This window comes from Streptomyces sp. NPDC014623 (genome assembly GCF_043088245.1).
GTDB lineage: Bacteria > Actinomycetota > Actinomycetes > Streptomycetales > Streptomycetaceae > Streptomyces.
In genome coordinates this window covers 20,350-44,551 of record NZ_JBIBZU010000004.1, presented here as the reverse complement: position 1 = coordinate 44,551, position 24,202 = coordinate 20,350, and the positions used below count along the sequence as shown (strand labels likewise).

Here is a 24,202-nt window from a genome sequence, read left to right as displayed (position 1 = left end):
CGCGTCCGCGGGGGCTTCGGAAAGCCTCGCATTGAGAACGTAAGACCTGTACGGGCCCTCGGTCAAGCCGAGTTGGGACGCCTCCCGGCCATTTTCCGGCGAGCTCGTACGGTGGGGCTCAGGCTTCACCGTCCGTGACGATCCGGCTCGTCACCGCTGTCGGACGAGGTCCTTCCAGCCATGCGTATCCCGTGGGCGTCCGCCGTATCACCCAATCCGCGAAGGGGTGCGAGGGGTCCTCGGCGAAATGCCGCCGCTCGGCGACGGTCCAGCCGTCCCAGAATTCCGAGAGGCCGGGGCCGTCGCGATGCCTGCCCCGTTCCCACGATGTCTCGCTGTCCCCCTCGATCCACAGCAGCCCGGCGAGGAACGGCCGCACCGCGCCACGGCCCGCCCCCACCCCTTCGACCAGCATCACGGGGGCGGGATCCAGCGTCCTCGGAGGCCCGAAGCGCCGGTCCGTCCAGTCGTACGGGGCGTACCGGGCGGACTCGCCCCGGGAGAGCGGCTCCAGGACCTGGCTGCGGAGCCTGTGCGTCCAGGCGAAGAGCTCCTCGTGCGTGGCCAGGTCGTCCAGGTGCAGCACGGGGGCGCCGCCGAGCGCCGCTGCCAGCCGGCCGGCGAAGGTGCTCTTGCCGGACCCCGCATGACCGTCGACCGCGATCAGCCGCACCGGCCCGCAGGACGGCGGCAGGGAGCACAGCCCGCGCGCGTGGACGGCCAGGTCGTTCATCCTTCCACCTTAAGACGGTCCGCCATGTGCCGGACGGCCCAGGGGGCCGGCTCCGCGGGGTCACCCCGCGAGGACCGCGGACCCGCTTCAGGTCCCGCACAGGTCACACCAGTGGGCCAGACCAATATTGCTCCGGCGGCACGGGCCGAATCACTGGCCGGATCCGGCCCCGACCCGCGATAGTTGGCGCACCGATCGGTACCCGCAGCCCCAATCCGCTCAACGACCGGGGGTCCCGCCCATGACCAGACCGACTTCACGCAGAACCGTGCTCACCGCCGCGCTCGCGGCAGCGGCCGGGGCAGGCGCCGTGGCCTCCGCCGGCCCGGCGGGTGCCTCCCCCTCCCGTACTTCCTCGTCCCCGGGGGCGGCCGTGCTCGTGGACAACCGGTTCTGGACCACCTACCCCGACTGGCGCTGCGGGGTCTCGGCCGGGACCCGGGCAGTCGCCGGCCGCAGGCCGGGCCTCGTGATCTCGGCCCCCGCCGGCAGCACCGCCTACACCGACCCGCACACCGGCACGACCAGCACCTGGGAGTACGCGACCTGGACCTCACCGGTCCACCGCCCGGCCGTCCCCGCCACCGAGGTGATCGCCTCCTGGAACGCGCACACCCCGCAGGGCACCTGGATCCAGATCGAGCTGCGCGGCGGCTACTCGGACGGCACGCACACCCCCTGGTACGTGATGGGCCGCTGGGCCGCCGGTGACACGGACATCCGCCGCACCTCGGTGGACGACCAGACCGACGGCAGGAGCAGCGTCTGGACCGACACCCTCTCGCTGGACGACGCGGCGAGCGGGCTGCGGCTGGTGTCCTACCGCCTCAGGCTCACCCTGCACCGCACCCCCGGCTCCCGCCTCACTCCGGCGGTCCACCGGATCGGTGCCATGGCCTCGGACATCCCTGACCGCTTCACCGTCCCCGCCGCCGCGCCCCGTACGGTCCGGGAACTGACGGTGCCCCGCTACTCGCAGAACGTCCATGTGGGGGAGTACCCGGAGTACGACAACGGGGGCGAGGCCTGGTGCAGCCCCACCTCCTCGCAGATGATCATCGAGTACTGGGGACGCAGGCCGACCCCGGAGGACCTGGCCTGGGTGAAGCCGGGCCTCGCCGACCCGCAGATCTGCCATGCCGCCCGCTACACCTTCGACCACCAGTACGAGGGCTGCGGCAACTGGCCCTTCAACGCCGCCTACGCCGCGACGTACCGGGACATGAACGCCGTGGTCACCCGGCTCGGATCGCTGACCGACCTGGAGAAGCTGATCGCGGTGGGCGTCCCGGTCATCACGTCCCAGTCGTTCCTCAAGGGCGAGCTGACGGGGGCGGGTTACGGAACATCAGGCCATCTCATGACCGTCATCGGTTTCACGGCCGACGGCGACGTGATCGCCAATGACCCCGCATCGCCGTCCAACGACGCGGTGCGCCGCGTCTACCAGCGGCGTGAGTGGGAGAACATCTGGCTGCGGACGAAGCGGTACGACGCAAACGGGCAGGTCAGGGGTGGTACGGGAGGGGTCTGCTACGTCTACTGGCCCGTCAGCCCGGCGCCGGCTCAGCACCGCGTCCTGCGGTCGCTCGGCCTGACCTGAACACGCAGGGGCCGAGGGCCGCCCCGACGACCTGACGGCAGCGCTCCCGACCGTCCTGCGGGAGGCGGCCGTACCGGTCCACGGTGGCCTTGGGCGAAGCGATGTCCGAGCCACCGGGACACTTCGTGAACGGACGCGCGGTTGGCCAAGGCCACGGTCGCCCATCTGTGCCACAGGCCGTGCGGATCGTATTCGGGCAGCCCGGGTCGCTCGACGGCCCGGTCCCACGGCTCGCGGAGCAAGTGGTGGGGTGGAGCCATGGCTTCGGAGCGGGCGGGGGCCGGGCCGCAGGTGAGGTGAGCCCGGCCGCTGGAAGAGGCGAAGAAGGTGCGCCCGCGCAGTGCGCGGGAAGCCTGCCGGCTCGACGCCGGCGCCGGCCTCGACCTGGTCCCCGAAGTGCTCTACGCCCCCTCTTCCCGCGGTGGCCGCACCGCAGCGGTCCGCTGACCGCCGCGTACGCCGGCTCACTCGTCGACGTGACCCTCAGGGCTCTCGGCCCGTAAGGGGCCGTCCCGTTCTCATCGGAGCCGGCCATCCGGACCACCGGGCGGGCTTCGCCCCGACCGCCATGGATGCGGCCGGCCGGGTTCCACGCGCTGAAGCGCTTGTGCGGCGCGACGCCCCGGAGCCGACGTGCCCGCCCTCACGGATCTCCTGTGACGGACCCCGAGGAGGAAGCCCCGGGCTCGCGCACCGGGTGTCACCGCCCGGGCGGCCGCCGGACCGAGGGCCGCGGCACACCGCGGGACACCCGCTCCCGGGGCATGACCAGGGGTGTGTCATGGCGCACAGCCGGCTGCCTCCCGCCGCGCCCCTCCTCCCCGCGCCGCCCCCGCGGGAGCACGGATGTGCGTCTCCGCCACCCGCCGGCCGCCGGCCGCTGTGACCCGGATCTCTACCGCGCGGCCCGTCCCCGCTGGCACTGTGGTGGGGTCACGGGGGACGCCCACTGCCGAACGACCGAGCGAGATGCCATGACCGCGACCACCGCCGAGAACCGGACCCACGCCCGCGCCCGCACCGGCGGCCCCGAGGACGGGCCGAAGATCCTGGAGCACATCCTGGGCTGGACGCTCGTCGTCCTCCTCGCCATGTTCGTCACCCAGGCAGGACTCATGTGACCTGCGGCCCCCGCTCACGACGGGTGGGGTGGGGCGCCCGCCCGGCACCCCACCCCTGACCCGCCCTGCGGTGCGTCTACCCCGCCGGGGCTAGTTGATGGCCTTGATGAGCTCGCCGTCCGCCGTGTCGCCGCTCAGCTCCCAGAAGAAGGTGCCGCCAAGCCCCTGCTGGTCCTTGTAGTCCATCTTCGTGGCGATGGTGGCCGGGGTGTCGTAGCTCCACCAGTCGGTACCGCAGTGGGCGTAGGCCGTGCCGGCCACGGTCCCCGTCACGGGGCAGCTGTCCTTCAGGACCTTGTAGTCCTCGATACCCGCCTCGTACGTCCCCGGGGCCGCTCCGGTCGCCGTGCCGCCGGGCTCCGCCTGGGTGACGCCGGTCCAGCCCCGCCCGTAGAAGCCGATGCCCAGCAGCAGTTTCTCCGCGGGAATGCCCAGCCCCTTGAGCTTGGAGATCGCCGCGTCGCTGTCGAAGCCCTCCGTCGGGATGCCCGGGTAGGACGTCAGAGGTGAGTGCGGAGCCGTCGGGCCCTGCGCCGCGAACGCCCCGAAGAAGTCGTACGTCATCGGGTTGTACCAGTCCAGGTGCTGCGCCGCCCCCGCGTAGTCCACCGCGTCGATCTTGCCACCGTCGGTACCGTCCGCGGTGATCGCCGAGGTGATCAGGTTGCCGGTGCCGAACTTCGACCGCAGCGCCCCCAGAAGCTCGCCGTACGCGTCGCGGCCACTGGTGTCGCAGGTCAGTCCGCAGGCGTTCGGGTACTCCCAGTCGATGTCGATGCCGTCGAAGACGTCGGCCCAGCGGGGGTCCTCGACCAGGTCGTAGCACGAGTCGGCGAACGCGGCGGGATTCTTCGCGGCCTCGGCGAAGCCGCCGGACCAGCTCCAGCCGCCGAAGGACCAGAGGACCTTCAGGTCCGGGTGCAGCTTCTTCAGCTTGCGCAACTGGTTGAAGTTTCCGCGCAGTTCCTGGTCCCAGGTGTCCGCGACGCCGTCCACCGACTGGTCGGCCGTGTAGGCCCTCTCGTGGTCGGCGTAGCTGTCGCCGATGGTGCACTTGCCGCCCTGGACGTTCCCGAAGGCGTAGTTGATGTGCGTCAGCTTGTCGGCCGAGCCCGACGTCTCGATGTTCTTGACGTGGTAATCGCGGTCGTAGACACCCCAGTTGGTGAAGTATCCGACCACCTTGCCGCCGGCCGCGGCGGGGGCGGCCGCTCCGGCGGCTGCCGGTGCGGAGGGACCGGATGCGGCGGGGGCCGCGCCCGCGGACGACGTACCGGCGACGCCGAGGAGGGCGGCCCCGAGCGCGGCGGTGCAGAGAGTGGCGGTGAGCGCCCGGAGGCGGGTGCGAGGACGGTGAAGTCCGGTCATTGTGGCTCCTCGTGGGGGAGGGCTTGGGTGTGGGGGGTGCCTGCTGCCCGGTCCGTCAGGAATCGGCATGGACGCGGTGAGGCATGGAGGTGACCGTAGAAGGACTAGACCACTTGGGTCAATGGTTCGGACCAATTTCCCTGATCAGGCCCCCGCTGACCGGTGACGCACGGGCTCCGATCAGGCATACTCAACGCGCCGCAGCCGCCGACCGGCGCCTCCCGTGATCCGGGAAGGCAGGATCGGCTGGGGAGCCGTAGATTTCCGGGCATCGCCCGGGACCACCCGGCGGTGCCGCGCACACCCCGCGCGCGACCGTCGTCACGCCCGACAGGGAGGAGAGCGCCGTCATGTCCGACCGTGCCCCGCAGCCGGTGGAACGCCGTCTGCCCACCGAGGAGTCCCGGCAGCTCGTCGAGCTCGTACGCGACATCGTGTCGAAGGAAATCGCTCCCAGGGCGGCGGAGGAGGAGGAAGCGGGCACCTTCCCGCGCCCGGTCTTCACCCTGCTCTCCGAAGCCGGTCTGCTGGGACTGCCGTACGACTCCGCGCACGGTGGCGGCGACCAGCCGTACGAGGTCTACCTCCAGGTCCTCGAGGAACTCGCGGCCGCCCGGCTCACCGTCGGCCTGGGCGTCAGCGTCCACTCGCTGGCCTGTCACGCGCTCGCCGGATACGGCACCGCGGAACAACGGGCCGCCCACCTGCCCGCGATGCTCGCGGGCGGCCTGCTCGGCGCCTACTGCCTCTCCGAGCCGGCCTCGGGCTCCGACGCGGCCTCGCTCCGCACGAAAGCCGTACGGGACGGTGAGGACTGGGTCCTCACCGGGACCAAGGCCTGGATCACGCACGGCGGCGTCGCCGACTTCTACACGGTGCTGGCCCGCACCGGGGAGGCCGGCCCCCGCGGTATCACCGCCTTCCTCGTCCCCGGCGACGCCGGGGGCCTCGACGCGGCCGCGCCCGAGAAGAAGATGGGCATGAAGGGCTCGCCCACCGCCCAGCTGCACTTCGACGGCGTACGGATCCCCGACGACCGCCGCATCGGTGACGAAGGGCAGGGCTTCGCCATCGCCCTGTCCGCACTCGACTCGGGGCGGCTGGGGATCGCCGCCTGCGCCATCGGGGTCGCCCAGGCGGCCCTGGACGAAGCGGCCGGATACGCCACCGGCCGGCGGCAGTTCGGCCGGCCCGTCGCCGACTTCCAGGGGCTGCGCTTCATGCTCGCCGACATGGCCACCCGGATCGAGGCCGGCCGGGCGCTCTACCTGGAGGCGGCGCGGCTCCGCGACGCGGGTCTGCCGTTCTCCCGGCAGGCGGCGATGGCGAAACTGTTCTGCACCGACGCGGCCATGCAGGTGACCACCGACGCGGTCCAGGTGCTCGGCGGGTACGGCTACACCCTCGACTTCCCCGTCGAGCGGCTGATGCGCGAAGCCAAGGTGCTCCAGATCGTCGAGGGCACCAATCAGATCCAGCGCATGGTCATCGCCCGCCACCTCGTGGGTCCCGAGACGCGCTGACCCGGTCCGGCCGGACCGGCCGGGCGCCGTCGTGATCCGGTCCCGTTTCCCGGTCACGACGGCGCGGGAGGGTCCGGCCCGGACTCTTCCGGCGGCGCGGCGCGGCACGGCCTGGTGGACGGGCGGGCCGGTGGTGGACGGCACGGGCTGCCGTGCGGCCTCCGGACATCGGTGCGGCGGCGTACGGGGCCCGCCGTCGTGTGCGGCGTGGTCCTGCGGAGCCGACGCGGCTACGGGGCCCCGGCCGCTGTCCGGCCGGTTCGCGCACCCGTTCCCCGGATGCCGCGGACACCGGCCGACCGGTGAACTGTCCGCACCACGCCGGCCCGGCCGTCGTGGTGCGCGCAGGGAGGCGCGCCCCCGGGGCGCGGGGACGTCAGGCGGCCTGACGCCGGGTCTGCGGGGCGTACCGCAGGGGACGCGAACCCGGGCCACCGGCGTGCGAGAAGGGCTGCATCCGCCAGTCGAGGCCCTGAGGGAGCGTCAGCAGCAGTGCGGTCTCCTGCTCCTGGACATCGAGGGACTCGTCCGCCGGACGTGCCAGGGAGGCGTCGCGGTTCGTACCGGGGCAGACGGTGAGGACGAACGGATTCCACGGCGTGGGGCACAGCGCGTGCTCGGGAAGCACGTCCTCGTCCGCCAGCAGGGCGATCGGCTGGGCGCAGTCCGGGCAGATCACCCGGTACATCTCGAAGGTGTCGTACGCGTCAGGAGCGGCGTCCTCGTCAGGCGCGGCGTATGCGGCGTTCTCGTCGGGTTCCGGTTCGGTACGTCCGGTGAGCTTCAGGCTCTGCATGGGTCTTTCCCCCCTCGGGTGGGCCGGCGAGGCGCCACGGCCTCGGCCACAGCAAGCACTGCCCGCCGGACGTCAGCCGTAATCGCGAGGTCCCGGGCTACCCACCCGTAAACTTGTGGCATTCGTCACATGCCCCTCGAACGTGCTCTTCCGGGGCTCCTGCGACTGTGCCTGAAGGGACCCTGGGCCATAGGTTGATCCGCATGGAGGAGCTGGATCGTCAGATTGTGGAGCTGCTCGTCAAGGACGGGCGGATGAGCTACACCGACCTGGGCAAGGCCACCGGCCTGTCCACCTCGGCCGTTCATCAGCGTGTCCGCCGGCTGGAGCAGCGCGGGGTGATCCGGGGTTACGCCGCTGTCGTCGACCCGGAGGCCGTCGGTCTGCCCCTCACCGCGTTCATCTCGGTGAAACCCTTCGACCCGAGCGCGCCGGACGACATCGCCGAACGGCTCGCCGGTGTGCCGGAGCTGGAGGCGTGTCACAGCGTCGCGGGCGACGAGAACTACATCCTCAAGGTGCGGGTCTCCAGTCCCCTGGAGCTCGAGCACCTGCTCACCCGGATCCGCACGCTGGCCGGCGTGTCCACCCGTACGACCGTCGTCCTTTCCACGCCCTACGAGGCCCGCCCGCCGCGCGTCTGAGCCTTCCGGCAGTCGTGGCGCAGGGGGCCGGAGGAGGGGCCGCCCCCGGCAGGCGCGAGACTGGTCCCATGACCGAGAGCACCGCCCCCCAGAGCGAACACCGCACCGTGCTGTTGTGCGGTGGAGACGTCCACAGCCCCGCCGATCCGTTCGCCACCGCGATGGTCGTCGAACGGGGCCATGTCGCCTGGGTGGGCTCGGAAGGGGCGGCCGACGCCTTCGCGAGTGGTGTCGACGAGGTGATCGACCTGGAAGGGGCTCTGGTCACCCCGGCTTTCACCGATTCCCACGTCCACACCACATCGACCGGACTCGCCCTCACGGGGCTGGACCTCTCCGGTGCGCGCACGCTCACCGGAGCCCTTGAACTCGTGCGCGCGTTCGCGCACAGCCACGGGGGGGACGGGGTGATCCTCGGCCACGGCTGGGACGCGTCCGGCTGGCCCGAGCAGCGTCCCCCCTCGCGCGGTGAACTCGACGGAGCGGCAGGCGGCCGGGCGGTCTACCTTCCCCGTGTCGACGTCCACTCCGCCGTCGTGACCACGGCGCTCCTGGACCTGGTCCCGGGCGTCACCGCGCTGGCCGGCTACCACCCTGACGCCCCCCTCACCGGCGACGCCCACCACGCGGTGCGGGCAGCCGCCCACGCAGCCGTCACGCCGCTGCAGCGGACGCGGGCCCAGCGTGCCGCGCTGGCGCACGCTGCCTCGCTCGGCATCGGCACCGTGCACGAGTGCGCCGGCCCCGAGATCTCGGACGAGCAGGACTTCACCGGGCTGCTGAAGCTCGCCTCCGAGGAGCCCGGCCCCCGGGTCTTCGGTTACTGGGCCGAGCCCGTCGAGGATGCGGAGGGGGCCCGCCGGATCCGTGAGCTCGGTGCCGTCGGCGCGGCCGGCGACCTCTTCGTGGACGGCTCACTCGGCTCGCACACCGCCCTGCTGCACGAGCCGTACGCCGACGCCCCGCACACCGGCAGCGGCCGGCTCGACGCCGCCCGGATCGCCGCGCACGTGACGGCGTGCACCGAGGCGGGGCTCCAGGCCGGCTTCCACGCCATCGGCGACGCGGCGGTCTCCGCCGTGGTGGCAGGAGTCCGGGCCGCCTCCGAGGCCCTCGGGCTCGCCAGGGTCCGGGCCGCCAGGCACCGGGTGGAGCACGCCGAGATGCTCACCCCGCAAACCATCGCCGCCTTCGCCGAACTGGGCCTCACCGCCTCCGTCCAGCCGGCCTTCGACGCGGCCTGGGGCGGCTCGGACGGGATGTACGCCCGGCGCCTGGGCGCGGAGCGGGCCGCGACCCTCAACCCGTACGCGGCGCTGCTGCGCGCCGGTGTCCCCCTCGCCTTCGGCTCGGACAGCCCGGTCACCCCGCTGGACCCCTGGGGGACCGTACGGGCCGCCGCCCATCACCGCACGCCCGGGCACCGGGTCTCCGTGCGCGCCGGCTTCACCGCCCACACGCGAGGCGGCTGGCGCGCCGTCGGACGGGACGACGGGGGAGTCCTCGTCCCGGGCGCCCCGGCCGACTACGCCGTCTGGCGTACCGGCGAACTGCTGGTCCAGGCACCCGACGACCGTGTGGCGCGGTGGTCGACCGACCCCCGTTCCGGCACCCCCGGCCTGCCCGATCTCACCCCGGGCGCGGTGCTTCCGGTCTGTCTGCGCACGGTGGTCTTCGGACGCACTGTCTACGTGCGGCCGAACGAGTGACGTCAGGGTCTTCCCTGCCATCGGCCGAAGGCGCGGTGAGTCTGCCACGACCTGCGAGTCCTCGGCACTGACCAGGCGTTTTCGGGAGAAACGGCAGGTCGGGCGGCTGTTGACAGGAAGCGCCCAAGGGCCGGTAGGTTCGGCCGGGTCCACCACTGGACGTCCGGCCGGCCGAACCTCCACGCAGTCGTCGAACGCCGCTGGGTCACGGGGTGGTGTGCCGCACCGGCGCACCACCACTGACAGCCAGGTTCAGCGCCCGCGCCTCGGGGGCGAGGGGGAGGTTTCGTCCGGACGGCAGGTGTGACCCGGGTGGGGCCCGGAGGTTCAGTAGACAACGGCTCTCGGTCGACCCGCAGCCAGCGGGTCCCAGGCCGGCCCGAAGGACGCCGGGCCCCGATCCGCAGCGCTGCCCTTCTGTCCGCAGTTCCGTGCTTCTGTCCGCGCGGCGCACACCACCCCGCGACCGCGTCGGAGTCAGGCCGCGGCGTGCTGGATATGGTGTGCACCTGCGTACGGACTTTAAGGGGCAGTAGTGAACGACGGCGGTCAGAGGCAGTTCGGCCCGCTCGGCAGAGTCTTGGTGATCATCCCGACCTACAACGAGGCCGAGAACGTCAAGCTCATCGTCGCCCGGGTGCGCGCCGCCGTTCCGGAAGCGGACATCCTTGTCGCCGACGACAACAGCCCCGACGGCACCGGAAAGGTCGCCGACGAGCTCGCGGCCGCCGACACCCGGGTCCACGTCCTGCACCGCAAGGGCAAGGAAGGGCTCGGAGCCGCCTATCTCGCCGGTTTCCGCTGGGGTTCCGAGCACGGCTACGGCGTCCTGGTCGAGATGGACGCGGACGGCTCGCACCAGCCCGAGGAACTGCCCCGGCTCCTCACCGCCCTGAAGGGCGCCGACCTGGTCCTCGGCTCGCGCTGGGTCCCCGGCGGCCGGGTGGTCAACTGGCCCAGGCACCGCGAGATGATCTCGCGCGGCGGAAGCTTCTACTCCCGGATGCTGCTGGGCCTCGCGGTGCGCGACGTCACCGGCGGCTACCGGGCCTTCCGGACCGAGACCCTCGACGGTCTCGGTCTCGACGAGGTCGCCTCGCAGGGCTACTGCTTCCAGGTCGACCTCGCCCGCCGGGCCGTCGAGGCGGGCTATCACGTCGTCGAGGTGCCCATCACCTTCATGGAGCGCGAGATCGGCGACTCCAAGATGAGCCGCGACATCCTCGTCGAGGCCCTGTGGCGGGTCACCGGCTGGGGCATCACCGGCCGGGCCAACAAGGCACTGGGCCGCAAGGCCACCTGACCACCCCTGTGGCCTCTTGATCACCCCCTTACGCCGCTCGCACGCCCGTACAGGCACACTGGGGGCATGACGACCGGCACACCGCCTCCGAACCGTCCACGGCGCTCACGCGCCCGTACCTTCCTGCCGCTGGGCGTCGCCGCCTGGCTGGTGCTGGAGATCTGGCTGCTGACCGTCGTGGCCGGTGCGGCGAACAGCTTCACCGTGCTGCTGATCCTGGTCGCCGGCGCCGTGCTCGGTGCCGCGGTGGTCAAGCGGGCCGGCCGGAGGGCCTTCCGCAACCTCACCGAGACGCTTCAGCAGATGCCGGGGCAGCCCGGCGCTCCCGCCACCCCGCCCGCTGCCCCGTCGGGAAGCAAGGGCAACGGCCTCCTGATGCTGGGCGGTCTGCTCCTCATGATTCCCGGCGTGATCTCCGACGCGGCGGGACTCCTGCTCCTGCTCCCTCCGGTCCGCTCGGTGCTCGGCCGCTTCGCGGAACGCTCCCTCGACCGCCGGATGAGGGCGGCGGCGCCGGGGGGCCTCCAGGACGCCTTCCAGCAGGCCCGCATCCACCGGCCGGACGGCAAGGTGGTCCAGGGGGAGGTCATCCGCGAGGACGGCGCGCCCGCACGGCCCCGCACCGACGACGGTCCCGGCGCGGACCGCCCTCCGCTGATCCCCTGAGTCCGCCCCGGCCCGGACGGACGAAGAGCCGCGGGCCGCGACACATGTTCTGTGTCGCGGCCCGCGGCTCTTGATCGGTGCGGTGATGCGCGGTCAGGCAGACTTCCTGCTGTCCCGCGGGTGCACGGCGATGTTCATGGCGCCGGAGCGCAGGACCGCCAGCCTCTCGGCCAGCACTTCCTCCAGCTCCTCGCGGGTGCGCCGCTCCATGAGCATGTCCCAGTGCGTACGCGCAGGCTTGCCCTTCTTCTCCTCGGGGCCATCCCCGTCCACCAGGAGTGCCGTGGCGCCGCACGCCTTGCACTCCCACTCCGGCGGAATTTCCGCCTCTACCGAGAACGGCATCTCAAATCGATGTCCGTTCGGGCATGCGTACTCCACCGCCTGGCGCGGGGCCAGATCGATACCGCGGTCCGTCTCGTAGCTGGTAACCACGAGTCGCGTGCCGCGGAGAGCTCGCTCACTCATGAATCGTGCCTCCCGGGCTTGTCGCCCACAGGACAGGTGTCGCTGTCGTCGTCATCCGGTCAACGTCCGGTCGGCGGTAAAGATTCCCGTTGCCGGTCATGCGTCGCCCGTCGTGCCGCTGCTTGGTCAGGGTTACTTACCCACCGGTGCCCGGTTTGTCACCTGAAGTCGAAGTCGTCACCCAACGGTTTGACTTCATCCACTCGCAGTAACGGTCCTCCGGGCAGGCCAAAGGCGTACACTACCGGCCTTTCACTCCAGCGTCTAAATCCGGTCCGGAACGGGATTGCCCGCGGCGGCCGCGGCGGCCCGCACGGGAACCCTCGCCAGAAGCGCGAAACCGAGCGCGAAGAAGAGGACCAGGGACAGGATCGCGTCCCGGTAACTGCCGGTGAGCTGGTAGCCGAGACCGAAGACCAGGGGCCCCAGCCAGCTGAGCCCCCGGTCGCTCAGCTCGTAGGCGGAGAAGTACTCCGCCTCCTTCCCGCGCGGTACCAGGTGGGAGAACAGCGACCGGGAGAGAGCCTGGCTTCCGCCCATCACCAGGCCGATCGCCGCCGCCAGGGTGTAGAAGAACACGGGCGCGCCGGCGGGCAGCACGTACGCGGCGGCGAGGATCAGCGTCCAGACGGCCAGCGAGGCGAGAATCGTGCGCTTCGCTCCGTACCGCCGGGCGAGCCGCCCCGTCCCCAGCGCCCCCGCCACCGCGAGCACCTGCACGAGCAGCACCGCGGTGATGAGGGTCGTCTGGCCCAGGCCGAGCTCTTCGGAGCCGTACAGCGAGGCCTGGGAGATCACCGTCTGGATGCCGTCGTTGTAGACCAGATAGGCGAGCAGGAACGACAGCGTCAGCGGGTGACGGCGCATGTCGCGCAGTGTCGCCCGGAGCTGCCGCCAGCCGGAGCCGACCGCGCCGTCGCCACCGGGCACCACCCGGCGGTCGCGCAGCCGCCGCAGCGGGACGAGGGCGAAGGCACCCCACCACACGCCGGCCGACGCGATGCAGATCCGGACAGCGTCGGACTCGGACAGCCCGAAGGAGTCGTGCCCCGTGTAGAGGACCAGGTTCAGAACGAGCACGAACGCACCCGAGGTGTACCCGAAGGCCCAGCCGCGCGAGGAGACCGCGTCGCGTTCCTCCGGAGCGGCGATCTGCGGCAGATAGGCGTTGTACAGGGCCATCGACACGGAGATCGACGCGTTCGCGACGATCAGCAGGAAGGCCCCCAGCAGATAGCGGTGACCGTCCAGGAAGAACATGCAGGCCGTCGCTGTCGCACCCGTGTACGCGGCCGCCGCGAGCAGGGGTTTCTTGCGTCCCGTGCGGTCCGCCGCCGCGCCGACGGCCGGCATGACGATCACAGCCGCCAGGATGGACACGGACACGGCGTACGCGAAGAGTGAGCCCGCCCGCACGGGTATGCCCAGCGGATGCACGAACCCGTCCGCGTCGGCGGCGGCCTTGGCTATCGATGTCAGATAGGGACCGAGGAAGACCGTGAGGACACTGGTGGAGTACACCGAGCACGCGAAGTCGTAGAAGTACCAGCCGCGTTGCTCTCGCCTGCGCTCGGCGGCCTCGGCCGGCCGGCCGGCCGGATCCGCTGTTCCTGCGGTACCGGTACTCACGCCGCGCCCCCTCGTTCGTCCCGTGCGGACGCGGCGGGCCCCGGCGTCAGGCCCAGGCCCCCCGCTCGCTCAGCACCGTGCGCAGCGTCTCGATGTGATCGGTCATGATGCCATCCACCCCCAGTTCCAGGAGCGCCGCCATCCGTTCCGGTTCGTTGACCGTCCAGACATGGACCTGCAGGCCGCGCGCGTGCGCCGTGCGCACGAACCTCCGGTCGACGACGCGGACGCCGTTCCGGCTCTCCGGGACCTGCGCACAGACCGCGCCCGCCCGGAGCGCGGCCGGGATGCCGTACGAGCGGAGCCTCAGGCCGAGCACACCGCGCACCCCGTAGGAGGTGGCCAGACGCGGGCCCGCGAGGCGGTGGGCCCTGGACACCCGTGCCTCGGAGAACGACCCCACGCACACCCGGTCCCAGGCACCGGTCCTGCGGATCAGCCCGACGAGCGGGACGAGGGCGGGCTCCGCCTTGATGTCCACGTTCCAGCGGGCCTCGGGGAACTCCTCCAGCAGTTCCTCGAAGAGGGGCAGCGGCTCGCTGCCCGCCACCCGCGCCCGGCGCACCTCGCTCCAGGGCAGTCCGGCTATCCGTCCCCGGGAGTCCGTCACCCGGTCGAGGACCGGATCGTGGAAGGCGACCAGGCGTCCGTCCGCGGTGGCGTGCACATCGGTCTCGAAGTAGCGGTAGCCGGCACCCGCCGCACGCCGGAAGGCTGCTGCGGTGTTCTCCATGCCGTCCGCCGCTCCGCCTCGGTGGGCGAAGGGAATCGTCGATGGGTGGTCCAGATAGGGGTGGCGCCCCGAAGTCGCTGCGGTCACCGCGGAAGTATCGCCTCCCGCGGTGTCCGTCCGGCAGCGGGTGACGTGCGGGCACCCGGCGCGGAGAGGTCGAAGAAGCGGAGGAAGAACTGGGTGAGCGGGCCGATGGCCAGGGCGTACAGGACCGTACCGGCGCCCAGCGAACCGCCGAGGAGGAAGCCGGTCACGACCACGGCCACCTCGATCGCCGTACGCACCAGCCTGAGGGAACGGCCCGTGAGGAGGTTCAGCCCCGTCATCAGGCCGTCGCGCGGCCCCGGGCCGAAGCGCGCGGAGATGTACAGGCCCGTGGCGACGCCGTTGAGCACGATGCCCGCGGCCATGAGGGGGACCTGCGCCCCGAGGCCGTGTACGGCCGGGACGAGGGCCAGCGTGCCGTCCATCGCGAGGCCGACGGCGAAGACGTTGGAGACGGTGCCGAGCCCGGGGCGCTGCCTGAGCGGGATCCACAGGAGGAGGACGACCGCTCCGACGGCGATCGAGACGACGCCGATGGACATGCCGGTCCGTTCCGCGAGCCCCTGGTGGAGCACCCCCCACGGTTCGAGCCCGAGTCCGGCGCGGACCAGGAGCGCCGAACTCGCCCCGTACAGGGCCAGACCCGCGTACAGATGGACCAGCCGCCGGGTGAGCCGGGTGCCGTTCCGGTCGGTGGTGTCGGACAAGTGGTGCCCCCTAGGTGGTGATGGTGGACTGCGTCATGTCACTCTGTGGCGGGGAATCGGCTTCCAACTATGGCCAATCCGAGGAAGGTGGACTGATTTCGATGCCGCAGTGGACTTCGACCGTCGGTGCGGCGCAGCTCGCCCGCCAGCTCCAGGGGCAGCAGGCACGCCCCCTGGCGCCCGGCTTCCGCAAGCCGCCCGCCTACCGTGCCCTCGCCGACGGTGTGCGCCTGCTCGTCCTGGAAGGCAGGGTCCCGGTCGCCGCGCGGCTCCCCGCCGAGCGGGAGCTCGCGCTCGCCATGTCCCTCAGCCGTACCACCGTCACCGCCGCGTACGAGGCACTGCGGGCGGAGGGGTTCCTGGAATCGCGCCGCGGAGCCGGCAGCTGGACCGCGGTGCCGGCGGGCAACCCGTTGCCCGCCCGGGGCCTCGAACCGCTGCCGCCGGAGTCGCTCGGCTCGATGATCGACCTGGGATGCGCCTCGCTGCCCGCCCCGGAGCCGTGGCTGACCCGGGCCGTCCAGGGGGCCCTGGAGGAGCTGCCGCCGTACGCCCACACGCATGGCGACTACCCGGCCGGCCTTCCCGCCCTGCGGCAGATGATCGCGGACCGCTACACCGGGCACGGCATCCCCACGATGCCCGAGCAGATCATGGTCACCACGGGGGCCATGGGCGCCATCGACGCCATCTGCCACCTCTTCGCCGGGCGCGGCGAGCGTATCGCCGTGGAGTCCCCGAGCTACGCCAACATCCTCCAGCTGATGCGGGAGGCGGGCGCCAGGCTGGTGCCCGTGGCGATGGAGGAGGGCCTCGGAGGCTGGGACATGAACCGCTGGCGACAGGTCCTGCGGGACGCGGCGCCGAGGCTGGCCTACGTGGTCGCCGACTTCCACAACCCCACCGGGGCCCTGGCCGACGAACAGCAGCGCCGCGCCCTCGTCGAGGCCGCCCGGTCGGCGGGCACGGTCCTGGTGGTCGACGAGACCATGCACGAGCTGCACCTCGACGCGGATGTGGAGATGCCCCGGAGGGTCTGTACGTTCGATCCGGCGGGCAGCACCGTCCTGACCGTCGGTTCCGCGAGCAAGGCCTTCTGGGCCGGCATGCGGATCGGCTGGGTACGGGCGGCACCGGACGTCATCCGCAGCCTGGTGGCGGCGCGGGCCTACGCCGACATGGGGACGCCGGTGCTGGAGCAGCTCGCCATCAACTGGCTGCTGCGGACCGGCGGCTGGGAGCAGGCCGTCGCGGTCCGGCGTGGGCAGGCACGTGAGAACAGGGACGATCTGGTGCGGGCGCTGCGCCGGGAGCTTCCGGCGTGGGAGTTCGAGGTGCCGCACGGCGGACTCACCCTCTGGGTGCGCACCGGCGGCCTTTCCGGCTCCCGGCTCGCCGTGGCCGGCGAGCGGGTCGGTGTCCGCGTCCCGTCGGGGCCCAGGTTCGGGGTCGACGGGGCCTTCGAGGGCTATGTGCGGCTGCCCTTCACCGTGGGCGGCCCCTTGGCGGACGAGGCGGCGCTGCGGCTCGCCGCGGCCGCCGAGCTGGTCTCTTCCGGAGCGAGCGCGGGAGCCGAGGCACCCAGGACCTTCGTGGCCTGAGCGCCCGGTCTCACCCCTCCGCGACCGCGGGCGTCTTGACCAGCTGGTCCGTGTGCACGGGCACGCCGGCGGCCTCCGGGGCGGCTTTCGGCGCCTCTGCCGGCACGGCCCGCTCCACCGCCGGCGCCCCGCCCGGCAGCAGGCCGAGCACCGCCTGTCGGTGTGCCTCACTCGTGGCACCGTCGCAGGGGTCCGGGGTGGCCGGCACCTGCAGTCGCAGGACGGGCCCGCTGCCCAGCCGGGCGTAGCCGCGACCCGGCGGGACGTCCGGGACGGGCGTGGTGTGCGGCTGGGCGCCCAGGACCGCCTCCACCTGTCCGGAGTCCGCGGGCCCGAGGACGACGCGTGCCCTGGTATGGGTCCGTACGGTCTCGTCGAGGGCGTCGAGGCCGTCGAACTGGTCCGCCACGACGACCGTCACCCCTGCGGCGCGGCCGTGCCGCAGCGGCACCCGGAGGAGCTCCTGCGGGTCCTGCCTGCCGTCGGCGGCCGCCAGATGTCCCAGCGCGCTCGGGCGGTCCAGCAGGATCCACAGGGGGCGCTTGATGTCCTCGGGCTCGGGATGCCCGGCCTGGCGGGCCCGGTCGGCGGCGATGAGGCGCCGCTCGGTCTCGTGCGCCGCCCATTCGAGTGTGGCGAGGGCTCCGCCCAGGCCGCACTCCACGGCCAGTACGCCGTCCCGGCCGGTCAGGAAGCCGTACTCGCCGGTGCCGCCTCCCTCCACGACGAGGAGGTCGCCGTGCTGGAGGGCCTGCAGGGCGAGTGAGCGCATCAGGGTCGTGGCACCGGCGCCGGGGTGCCCGGCGATCAGCAGGTGAGGTTCCGTCGAACGGGCGCCGGTGCGCCAGATCACCGGAGCGGCGTCCCGCGTCTCGTCACCGTCCTGGACCGGAACGGTGCGCCGGACCGCGTCGGCGTCCGTGAACCCGAGCACGGTCTCGCCGGGCGCGGTGACGAAGCGCTGGGCGGCGATGGTGGTGGGAAGCGGGCCGAGCACGGTCATGAGGAGGTGGTTGTTCTCCTCGTCCCAGGTGAAGCGGTATTCGCGGCCCCGGCCCGACTTCGCGTGGAGCACCTGCTCGACGCGGGCGCGTGAGGCGGGGTCGCCGTCGCTGAAGTACGCCGGGTAGTTCACCTGGAGCCGGGTGAGCCGGCCGTTGCCGTCGAAGGCGTACGAGGTGCCGAACGCGTCTTCCCAGTCGCCGCCGTGGGAGAACAGCGGACCGGGGTCGTCGGGCACGGTGAAGTGGGGCACGAGTGCCTCGTACAGCGCCTGGAGCCGCGCGGCCTCCGCCTCGCCGGGGCCGGTCCTCGCGGGGATCCGGTCGCGTCCCCGCCACGCGGCGGCACCCATCACCGAGATGAGGGCCAGCAGAGGCCCGTAGGGGATGAGCGCCACCGCCAGGACGCAGGCCGTGACGAGGAACAGCACGTGTCCGCGCCGGTCCTTGGGCGTCGCGGACCATTTCTGGCGTCCTGCTCCCGCCAGCAGCCGCAGGCCACGGGTGACCGTGATCAGCGGATGGAGGACGTCGGTGGCGCCGTCGGCGGCCGTGCGTGCGATCTCGCGGCTGCGGGTGATCGAAGCGCTGCCACGCGTGAGGATGCGGGGGAGTGGTCGCCGGGCCACATCGGTCTCCTGGAGAAGTGGGAGCTGTGTCGGAGCGTCAGAACTTGATCCCGCTCAGCATGCCGGCGAGGCTCGCCCCGCCGGCTGTGATGCTCGGAGCGATGGCCGTGCCGGCCAGGTAGAAGCCGAACAGAGCGCAGATGAGGGCGTGGGACGCCTTGAGCCCGTCCTTCTTGAAGAACAGGAAGACGACGATGCCGAGCAATACCACGCCCGAGATGGAGAGGATCATGAGCGGTTCTCCTGGTTGAGGGGGCAGTCACCATGAGTACTTCCAGAATCACAAGATGTACCTATACGATAAAAGGTGCAAGTGGGTGAATACCTCCCGTTCCCGTCCGGGCGGCGGGCGGAAAACGTCCGCCCGGGGGCTCCGCCGACCGCCCGGACCCCTGTCCCCGCCGGAGAACGGTGCCCGTGCCGTGATCTTCCGCCGCTCCCGGGCAGGTTCACGACTGTCCGGGAGCAGTACTCTGTCGATTCACTCGTACGGCCCTTCTGCCGTACTCCCCACCAGGTCAGCGACGGCGACCACGGCAACGGAAGGCGGTCCGTCCGATGAGCGAAATCCCCGACCCCGAGGTGGTCGAGCTGGCGACCAAGGTCTTCGATCTGGCCCGCCGGGGCGAGAGTGACGCGCTGGCCGCCTATGTCGACGCGGGTGTCCCCGCAGACCTCACCAACGACCGGGGTGACTCCCTGCTCATGCTCGCCGCCTATCACGGCCACGCCCCTGCCGTCGTCGCGCTCGCCGGCCGCGGTGCCGACCCGGACCGGGCCAACGACCGGGGGCAGACGCCGTTGGCCGGAGCCGTGTTCAAGGGCGAGCGCGAAGTGATCGACGCGCTGCTCGCCGCAGGGGCCGATCCGGCCGCCGGGACACCCTCCGCCGTGGACACCGCGCGCATGTTCGGCAAGGGCGACCTGCTGGAACTCTTCGGTGCGCGCTGAGGCGCCGTGCCGGCCGCCGGCCGGCCGGTGCGCCGTAAATGTGGTCGCGTCGGCGAAATGGCTGGGTCATCATGACGTCGCGGGTCCGTTTCGGGCCACCGACGAGAGGCAGAGGAAGATGAGCACCAGGCAGAAGACGGCGGTCGGCCGATCATGTTGCTGCGCGGCCTAGGGGATCCCACCCCGGCACATGGAACAGCACAGTCCCGGTTGCGCCGACAGCTTGATGTGAGGCTTTCTTCATGTTCGATCCGTTCATAGCGCCGAGCGGCACCCTGCTCGGCCTGCTGCAGAGGGGCCGGGGCGACGGCACGCTCCACGCACTCGCCGCCCCGCGTCCCGAGGCCCTCGCGGCTCTCAACCACTGCGTCCTGAGCGATCCGCGTCACGACTGGCAGATCGAGAACCGCTCCCTCTACTACGCGCGCCTCTACCTCGATCTCGACGGCGGCACCGAGGAGATCGAGCGGCACCTCCGGGCTCCCGAGGACCACCTCGACACCGACGACTCCCGCACGGGTCTCGCGCTCGCCGTACTCGGGCACCTCGCCTCCTACGGGCGGGACGACGCCCTCGCACTCCTGCGCCGGTACGCCGCGACCGGGGCCAACTGGGCCTGGGCACTCGACGAGCTCGCCCTGCGCGACGACGACGCCGGGCTGCGTTCCCTCGCCGAGCCGGTGCTGGCCCGCTTCCCCGCGACCCCGGAGGGCGCCGCCGAGCTGGCCGCCGCCGTACGGGACGCCTTCGAGCCCCGCCCCTGGCGGCTCTGGGCCGACGACCCGCGCGCAGCGGTCGGCGCCCGGGTCAGGGCGGCGACGGAGCAGGGATCCTTCGACCGGTGGCAGCGGCAGATGAGGCCGGGCGGGCCGCGTCCCGGATGGAGCGTCCAGGCCGTCTTCGACTGGGCCCAGCAAGGGCTGGAACGCGGCAGCGTGCTCCACGTCCCCGCGGCCCGCTGCCTCTCCGCCGTCGCCGGGTCCGAGGACCGCCCCCTGATCATCGAGGCCGCCCGCAGCGGCTCCGAAGGCGCGCGCTGTGCCGCACTGCACTATCTGGCGGAGGCCCAGGAACCCGCGGTGCTCGACCTGATCGAGCAGGCCGCCGCCGGCCCGTCCCGCACCGTCGCCGAGGCAGCCGTGGCCGCCTTCGAGCGCATGTGCGGAGAAGCGGCGGTCGACCGGGCACGGCGCTGGGCCGACCGGCCCGACGCCCTCGGCGCCTCGGCGGCCGGAGTCCTGTCCTGCCGCGGCGCCGCCCAGGACGCCCCGCTCGTCCTCGCCGCGCTGCGCGAGGCGGTCAGGGGCGAGGGCCCCGACGCCCCGCGCCTGTGGACCCTCGTCGACGGAGCGGGACGCCTGGGCATCAGCTGCGCCGCACCCGTCCTGCGCCATGTGTACCGGGAGACCTCCTCCTCGCACCTGCGCGGCCGGGCCGCCCGGGCACTGGCCGCCACCGATCCGTCCTTCGCCAGCGGATTCGCCGTCGAATGCCTCTGGGACTGTGAGGAGACCACCCGGGAGCTGGCCGCACACCACGCGGAGACCGGGGACATCCGGGTCGCCGAACGGCTGAGGCGACTCGCCGCCGATCCGGCCGAGGAGGCCGAGGTGCAGACCGCCGTACGCAGCAGGATCGGACCGGACGCCCCCGCGGTCTGAGTCGGCGCTCCGCTGACACACGGAGCCCGGACGCCGCACGCCGTGGTCGTCGGGGACGGACCGGCGGGGCGCCGCCCGGTGCGGTCTTCCAGGGACGGCGTACGGGGAAGGAGCCCGCCCGCTTCCCCGGCTCCCTGGACGTCTTCGCGCGCACCGGGCCGCACGAGGCCTTCTGCCGGACCGTGCAGGAGGCCAGGGCCTCCGGGATCCCGGTGGTCGCCCCGGCGACCGGCGGACAGGGGAGCGGGCCGTGCTCCCCGGTCGCGTCACGCGGAGACCGGCGGCATCACCCCGGGGCCCACGCCCGCCTCCAGCCGTACGGTCGGCGAGAAGGGCGTCCTGCTCGACAACCGGCCGCTGGTGCGCGACGGGGCCCTCCGCGAGGCGCGGGCCAGGAACCCGCTCACCGCCGCCCCTCCCTCGCACGCCCCGGAGAACGACCTCGCCGGCCTGCGCGCCCAGACCGCGGCGCACGGGAAGGGCATCGCGGAACCGCGGCGCGCAGCCCGCCAGTCCGGGCAGGACGTGGCCGAGGCGTACGTGGGTCACCTCCAGGGCGACGCCGAGGTGCCCGTACCCCGGACCCGCCTCCTCGAACCGGCCACGGCGGCCCTCCCGCCGGGACGCCGCCGAGCCCGGCACCGGGGACGTCCTGGTGCTGCGCGCCCCCGCAGGAGGCGGAGACGGGCGCCCGTGACCGGTCGCTTCTGCGCCGTTTCGACCGTTGTCGGTGCGAGGACCTAATCTGTGCAGCGTGACTTCGCCTGCCGACACCCGAACCGCTGCGCCCCAGCTCAGCGCGGGACCGAGGCCCGCCCCGGGACCCGCCGCCGATGAGGGGCTCTCGCGACGGCTGCGCGCGCTCGCCTGCACCGCTCCGCTGCACGACCTGGACGTGCGCAAGGCCAATCTGGCCGGCGAGTACACGGTCTACGCGATGGCCGAGGTGGCCCTCGCCGCGATCGACCTCGTCACCCTCACCATGGACTTCGACACCGGCGCCGACCACGACCAGATAGTGGCCAGGCTCCTTCCGCGGGTCGCGGCCCAGGCGCCGCGCCGGCCCGCCACCGAGCACGAACGGGTCGCGCGCTGGGTCCTGGAGAACCTGATCAACGTCGGGAGCGTGGACCGCGGCTTCCGCGCCGTGTACGGCACCTTCGGGCCGGACGGCGTATACGTCCGCAGGGACTACGACTTCAAGCTCATCGAGGAAGTCCCCGGCCACGGCGGCAACGTCTATCTCCGTACCACCGACGAGGCGGTCAACGTCCTGGTCGGAGCCCTGGACACGGATGTCACCAGCGCCCAGATCGCCGCCGAGGTGAAGCTGGAGGTCCTCATCAGCAGGGGCCGCCTCGCCGACGCGCAGCTCGCCGCGGAACAGGCCCGCTACCGCACCGTGCAGTACGCCGAGACGCTCCGCAGGACCCTGGATGCGACCCGGCGCAACGTCCGCGCCGTCGACTGGCTCAACGCCGTACCTGACATGATCACCGAGGCGCTGGACCATGTGGCCGACCGCTACCGCCACGAGAACGCGATCCTCACCAACATCCGCAAGGCCAGGGACGAGGCGGAGGAGCCCGAGCACAAGCGCCGTGCCGCCGAGCTCGTCGACATCGTCAAGGACTGCATCCGCCGTCACACCCAGCTCCAGTCCAGGCTGCTGGAGGCGGGCCCCCTCTTCAGGGCCGAACAGGACCGGCAGGCATTCGCCGCCCCCACCGCACGATCGGGCCTCGACCTGTACGGCCAGCTCGTCGTACCGCTGCTGCCGCTGCCCGTCGAGCAGGCCACCCGGGCCACCGACGCGTTCTTCGCGCACGGCACCGGGCTGCGCACACCCACCTCGGTCCGGGTCGGTGACCTCGTCGACCTGCTTCTCATGCCTCCGGTGGAGCGGGAGCACCTCGGCGCCGAGATGCCCGAGCCCGACCTCATCGCCACTCCGGACGACAGCCGGTTCAGCGAGGAGCAGCTCGGATCCGCCATGGAGCTGCTCGACCTGGAGCACGACGCCCCGCGCCGGCTCTCCGGACTTCTCGCCGAGGCCCGGCTGCGCGACCCCGAGCTGCCCTACCTGGTCGCCCTGCTCGCGGTCCACGCGGCGAGCCCGCCGGTCGGCACGGCCTACCGCCAGGGCGAGCGACGGCTGTTGTTCGCCGTCGACGACGGCACCCCGCTCGAGGACCACGAATTCGGCGGGGCCGACCTGATAGTGGGCATGGCCCTGCTGGACGCGGCGGGCATGGCCGCGGACCGCAAGGACGCCTCATGAGCGTTCCCGGCCCGTCCACCCGCCCCCTGCCGCCCGGGAGCGGCATCCGTACCGAGGAGTCACAGAGTTGAGCGAGCAGCACGCCGAGCACACCGACGCGTGGGAGGGCAGGCCCCTCACGCACGCGGCCGACGCCGCACGGCCGGCCGCTCCCGCCGCTGTCACCCCCGCCGACGCGGCCGACGCGGCCCGCCTGGTCTCCTTCGGGCTGCAGCCCAAGCTGATGCCCGCCCGCGACGCCGAGTACACCGAGCTGCTCCGCCGCTACCGGGAGGAGCCCGCCTTCGCCCGGCTTGCCGACGCCGTCGCCACCGGCCTCGGACTCGTCGTCCTGGAGGTCTCCACCCGTGCCGGGATGGCGGTGACCGCCGGCGAGGACTCGGTCTTCGCCGTACGCATGGGTGACTACGCCAGGCGCGCCTCCTCCGACTCCGCCGACCGCTTCCTGCACGGCCTCGCCCACCTCGCCGTCGCCGCCATGGCCTTCCCCCGCCCCGAGGACCTGGCCGACGACTCCTACATCGGCCGCATCACCGTCAACGGCGTCGACGCCTTCGTCCGCCAGGCATGCCGGCGCCTGGAGGAGCGCGCCGAGGAGCAGGGCGACACCACCGACCCGGCCACCGACGCCCCCAACCTGGAGTCGGGGTGGCGGATCTACGCCCGCCGCAGCGCCACCGGAGCCACCAAGGACGCCCGCAGGCTCGCCGGCTCCACCACCGGCATCATCGGCAAGGCCGTCGCCTTCCTCACCGACTCGGGCTTCCTCCAGCGCACCGGGGACGACGCGGGCGGGGCCTACCGGACCACGGCCCGCTACCAGCTCCAGGTACGCGACATGGCAGGCAGCGCCGCCATGGCCGAGCTGCTCGAACTCGGCGTCGTACCGGTCACGGACGGCTCGGCCACCCTGCTCCCCCCGCCCGACGACGAAGGCCTGGACCTGGCCGCCGACGCGGGTCTTCCCTTCCACTCCTGAACCCCGGCCCGCACCCGCCCCGCTGCCGCACCAGCTGTCCCCCTGCCGCCT

The 24,202-nt window shown here is 72.6% G+C and carries 21 protein-coding genes and 1 pseudogene; 13 read left to right on the top strand and 9 right to left on the bottom strand.

From position 1 onward, the window contains the following. Nucleotides 1-118: 118 nt before the first annotated feature. The gene (locus tag ACF1FZ_RS08720; RefSeq protein WP_391772650.1) at nucleotides 119-733 is read right to left on the bottom strand and encodes a uridine kinase; all 615 of its coding nucleotides are present in this window, start codon (nucleotides 731-733) and stop codon (nucleotides 119-121) included. Nucleotides 734-974: 241 nt separating this feature from the next. Here ACF1FZ_RS08720 and ACF1FZ_RS08715 point away from each other — a divergent pair, with 241 nt between their 5' ends. Both ACF1FZ_RS08715 and ACF1FZ_RS08710 read left to right on the top strand, forming a co-directional pair. Continuing rightward, nucleotides 975-2,336: a peptidase C39 family protein gene (locus tag ACF1FZ_RS08715; RefSeq protein WP_391772649.1), complete on the top strand. Its 1,362-nt coding sequence runs from the start codon at nucleotides 975-977 to the stop codon at nucleotides 2,334-2,336. Between the two features lie 974 nt (nucleotides 2,337-3,310). After that, on the top strand, nucleotides 3,311-3,457 hold the full coding sequence (locus ACF1FZ_RS08710) for an SCO1431 family membrane protein (protein ID WP_391772648.1): 147 nt from the start codon (nucleotides 3,311-3,313) through the stop codon (nucleotides 3,455-3,457). A 90-nt stretch (nucleotides 3,458-3,547) separates the two neighbouring features. Here the strand turns inward: ACF1FZ_RS08710 and ACF1FZ_RS08705 are convergent, their stop codons facing one another. Continuing rightward, complete coding sequence (locus ACF1FZ_RS08705) at nucleotides 3,548-4,825, bottom strand: glycoside hydrolase family 18 protein (protein WP_391772647.1); 1,278 nt, start codon at nucleotides 4,823-4,825, stop codon at nucleotides 3,548-3,550. 350 nt (nucleotides 4,826-5,175) lie between these two features. Here ACF1FZ_RS08705 and ACF1FZ_RS08700 point away from each other — a divergent pair, with 350 nt between their 5' ends. Next, entirely contained in the window at nucleotides 5,176-6,348 is a 1,173-nt protein-coding gene (locus ACF1FZ_RS08700) for an acyl-CoA dehydrogenase family protein (RefSeq protein WP_391772646.1), read from the top strand. Nucleotides 6,349-6,724: 376 nt separating this feature from the next. On the opposite strand, the gene ACF1FZ_RS08695 is transcribed toward ACF1FZ_RS08700, so the two are convergent. Next, nucleotides 6,725-7,144, bottom strand: a complete 420-nt coding sequence (locus ACF1FZ_RS08695; protein WP_391772645.1) for a hypothetical protein — start codon at nucleotides 7,142-7,144, stop codon at nucleotides 6,725-6,727. Between the two features lie 203 nt (nucleotides 7,145-7,347). Between ACF1FZ_RS08695 and ACF1FZ_RS08690 the strand changes: the two genes are divergently transcribed. The 4 genes from ACF1FZ_RS08690 (at nucleotide 7,348) to fxsA (ending at nucleotide 11,466) form a co-directional block, all read left to right on the top strand. Continuing rightward, on the top strand, nucleotides 7,348-7,788 hold the full coding sequence (locus tag ACF1FZ_RS08690; protein WP_014157449.1) for an Lrp/AsnC family transcriptional regulator: 441 nt from the start codon (nucleotides 7,348-7,350) through the stop codon (nucleotides 7,786-7,788). Between the two features lie 68 nt (nucleotides 7,789-7,856). Next, nucleotides 7,857-9,497 (top strand): amidohydrolase, encoded by a 1,641-nt coding sequence (locus ACF1FZ_RS08685; protein WP_391772644.1) that lies wholly within the window; start codon nucleotides 7,857-7,859, stop codon nucleotides 9,495-9,497. Nucleotides 9,498-10,032: 535 nt separating this feature from the next. After that, a complete protein-coding gene (locus ACF1FZ_RS08680) occupies nucleotides 10,033-10,800 on the top strand; it encodes a polyprenol monophosphomannose synthase (RefSeq protein ID WP_391772643.1) in 768 nt (255 codons plus the stop codon). Between the two features lie 66 nt (nucleotides 10,801-10,866). Beyond that, nucleotides 10,867-11,466: an FxsA family membrane protein gene (fxsA, locus tag ACF1FZ_RS08675; RefSeq protein WP_391772642.1), complete on the top strand. Its 600-nt coding sequence runs from the start codon at nucleotides 10,867-10,869 to the stop codon at nucleotides 11,464-11,466. Between the two features lie 93 nt (nucleotides 11,467-11,559). Here fxsA and ACF1FZ_RS08670 read toward each other — a convergent pair whose 3' ends face one another. The 4 genes from ACF1FZ_RS08670 to ACF1FZ_RS08655 form a co-directional block, all read right to left on the bottom strand. Beyond that, nucleotides 11,560-11,934: an RNA polymerase-binding protein RbpA gene (locus ACF1FZ_RS08670; RefSeq protein WP_014044757.1), complete on the bottom strand. Its 375-nt coding sequence runs from the start codon at nucleotides 11,932-11,934 to the stop codon at nucleotides 11,560-11,562. Between the two features lie 264 nt (nucleotides 11,935-12,198). Further along, a complete protein-coding gene (locus ACF1FZ_RS08665; protein WP_391772641.1) occupies nucleotides 12,199-13,563 on the bottom strand; it encodes an MFS transporter in 1,365 nt (454 codons plus the stop codon). Between the two features lie 46 nt (nucleotides 13,564-13,609). Continuing rightward, nucleotides 13,610-14,383: a glycerophosphodiester phosphodiesterase family protein gene (locus ACF1FZ_RS08660; protein WP_391772640.1), complete on the bottom strand. Its 774-nt coding sequence runs from the start codon at nucleotides 14,381-14,383 to the stop codon at nucleotides 13,610-13,612. Continuing rightward, on the bottom strand, nucleotides 14,380-15,048 hold the full coding sequence (locus ACF1FZ_RS08655; RefSeq protein WP_391772639.1) for a YitT family protein: 669 nt from the start codon (nucleotides 15,046-15,048) through the stop codon (nucleotides 14,380-14,382). The genes ACF1FZ_RS08660 and ACF1FZ_RS08655 overlap by 4 nt, the downstream gene beginning before the upstream one ends. Nucleotides 15,049-15,149: 101 nt before the next feature. Between ACF1FZ_RS08655 and ACF1FZ_RS08650 the strand changes: the two genes are divergently transcribed. Continuing rightward, nucleotides 15,150-16,649: a PLP-dependent aminotransferase family protein gene (locus ACF1FZ_RS08650; RefSeq protein ID WP_391772638.1), complete on the top strand. Its 1,500-nt coding sequence runs from the start codon at nucleotides 15,150-15,152 to the stop codon at nucleotides 16,647-16,649. Between the two features lie 10 nt (nucleotides 16,650-16,659). Here the strand turns inward: ACF1FZ_RS08650 and ACF1FZ_RS08645 are convergent, their stop codons facing one another. Next, nucleotides 16,660-18,279 carry a hypothetical protein gene (locus ACF1FZ_RS08645; RefSeq protein ID WP_391772637.1) on the bottom strand — a complete coding sequence of 540 codons (1,620 nt, stop codon included), beginning with the start codon at nucleotides 18,277-18,279 and terminating at the stop codon, nucleotides 16,660-16,662. Nucleotides 18,280-18,316: 37 nt separating this feature from the next. Then, nucleotides 18,317-18,511: a hypothetical protein gene (locus ACF1FZ_RS08640; RefSeq protein ID WP_391772636.1), complete on the bottom strand. Its 195-nt coding sequence runs from the start codon at nucleotides 18,509-18,511 to the stop codon at nucleotides 18,317-18,319. A gap of 326 nt (nucleotides 18,512-18,837) precedes the next feature. Between ACF1FZ_RS08640 and ACF1FZ_RS08635 the strand changes: the two genes are divergently transcribed. The 5 genes and pseudogenes from ACF1FZ_RS08635 to ACF1FZ_RS08615 all read left to right on the top strand — a co-directional run bounded on the left by ACF1FZ_RS08635 (nucleotide 18,838) and on the right by ACF1FZ_RS08615 (nucleotide 24,151). Then, the gene (locus tag ACF1FZ_RS08635; protein WP_391772635.1) at nucleotides 18,838-19,230 is read left to right on the top strand and encodes an ankyrin repeat domain-containing protein; all 393 of its coding nucleotides are present in this window, start codon (nucleotides 18,838-18,840) and stop codon (nucleotides 19,228-19,230) included. 242 nt (nucleotides 19,231-19,472) lie between these two features. Further along, nucleotides 19,473-20,891 (top strand): HEAT repeat domain-containing protein, encoded by a 1,419-nt coding sequence (locus tag ACF1FZ_RS08630; RefSeq protein ID WP_391772634.1) that lies wholly within the window; start codon nucleotides 19,473-19,475, stop codon nucleotides 20,889-20,891. A gap of 42 nt (nucleotides 20,892-20,933) precedes the next feature. Next, nucleotides 20,934-21,404, top strand: a pseudogene (locus tag ACF1FZ_RS08625) (hydantoinase B/oxoprolinase family protein); the annotation flags it as partial. 241 nt (nucleotides 21,405-21,645) lie between these two features. After that, the gene (locus ACF1FZ_RS08620; RefSeq protein ID WP_391772633.1) at nucleotides 21,646-23,172 is read left to right on the top strand and encodes a hypothetical protein; all 1,527 of its coding nucleotides are present in this window, start codon (nucleotides 21,646-21,648) and stop codon (nucleotides 23,170-23,172) included. A 67-nt stretch (nucleotides 23,173-23,239) separates the two neighbouring features. Further along, nucleotides 23,240-24,151: a hypothetical protein gene (locus tag ACF1FZ_RS08615; protein ID WP_391772632.1), complete on the top strand. Its 912-nt coding sequence runs from the start codon at nucleotides 23,240-23,242 to the stop codon at nucleotides 24,149-24,151. Nucleotides 24,152-24,202 lie beyond the last annotated feature (51 nt).

Excerpts from the sequence above, each read along its gene's own strand:
- ACF1FZ_RS08720 (WP_391772650.1), bottom strand. The coding sequence starts at position 733 with ATGAACGACCTGGCCGTCCACGCGCGCGGGCTGTGCTCCCTGCCGCCG.
- ACF1FZ_RS08715 (WP_391772649.1), top strand. The coding sequence starts at position 975 with ATGACCAGACCGACTTCACGCAGAACCGTGCTCACCGCCGCGCTCGCG.
- ACF1FZ_RS08710 (WP_391772648.1), top strand. The coding sequence starts at position 3,311 with ATGACCGCGACCACCGCCGAGAACCGGACCCACGCCCGCGCCCGCACC.
- ACF1FZ_RS08705 (WP_391772647.1), bottom strand. The coding sequence starts at position 4,825 with ATGACCGGACTTCACCGTCCTCGCACCCGCCTCCGGGCGCTCACCGCC.
- ACF1FZ_RS08700 (WP_391772646.1), top strand. The coding sequence starts at position 5,176 with ATGTCCGACCGTGCCCCGCAGCCGGTGGAACGCCGTCTGCCCACCGAG.
- ACF1FZ_RS08695 (WP_391772645.1), bottom strand. The coding sequence starts at position 7,144 with ATGCAGAGCCTGAAGCTCACCGGACGTACCGAACCGGAACCCGACGAG.
- ACF1FZ_RS08690 (WP_014157449.1), top strand. The coding sequence starts at position 7,348 with ATGGAGGAGCTGGATCGTCAGATTGTGGAGCTGCTCGTCAAGGACGGG.
- ACF1FZ_RS08685 (WP_391772644.1), top strand. The coding sequence starts at position 7,857 with ATGACCGAGAGCACCGCCCCCCAGAGCGAACACCGCACCGTGCTGTTG.
- fxsA (WP_391772642.1), top strand. The coding sequence starts at position 10,867 with ATGACGACCGGCACACCGCCTCCGAACCGTCCACGGCGCTCACGCGCC.
- ACF1FZ_RS08670 (WP_014044757.1), bottom strand. The coding sequence starts at position 11,934 with ATGAGTGAGCGAGCTCTCCGCGGCACGCGACTCGTGGTTACCAGCTAC.
- ACF1FZ_RS08650 (WP_391772638.1), top strand. The coding sequence starts at position 15,150 with ATGCCGCAGTGGACTTCGACCGTCGGTGCGGCGCAGCTCGCCCGCCAG.
- ACF1FZ_RS08640 (WP_391772636.1), bottom strand. The coding sequence starts at position 18,511 with ATGATCCTCTCCATCTCGGGCGTGGTATTGCTCGGCATCGTCGTCTTC.
- ACF1FZ_RS08635 (WP_391772635.1), top strand. The coding sequence starts at position 18,838 with ATGAGCGAAATCCCCGACCCCGAGGTGGTCGAGCTGGCGACCAAGGTC.
- ACF1FZ_RS08630 (WP_391772634.1), top strand. The coding sequence starts at position 19,473 with ATGTTCGATCCGTTCATAGCGCCGAGCGGCACCCTGCTCGGCCTGCTG.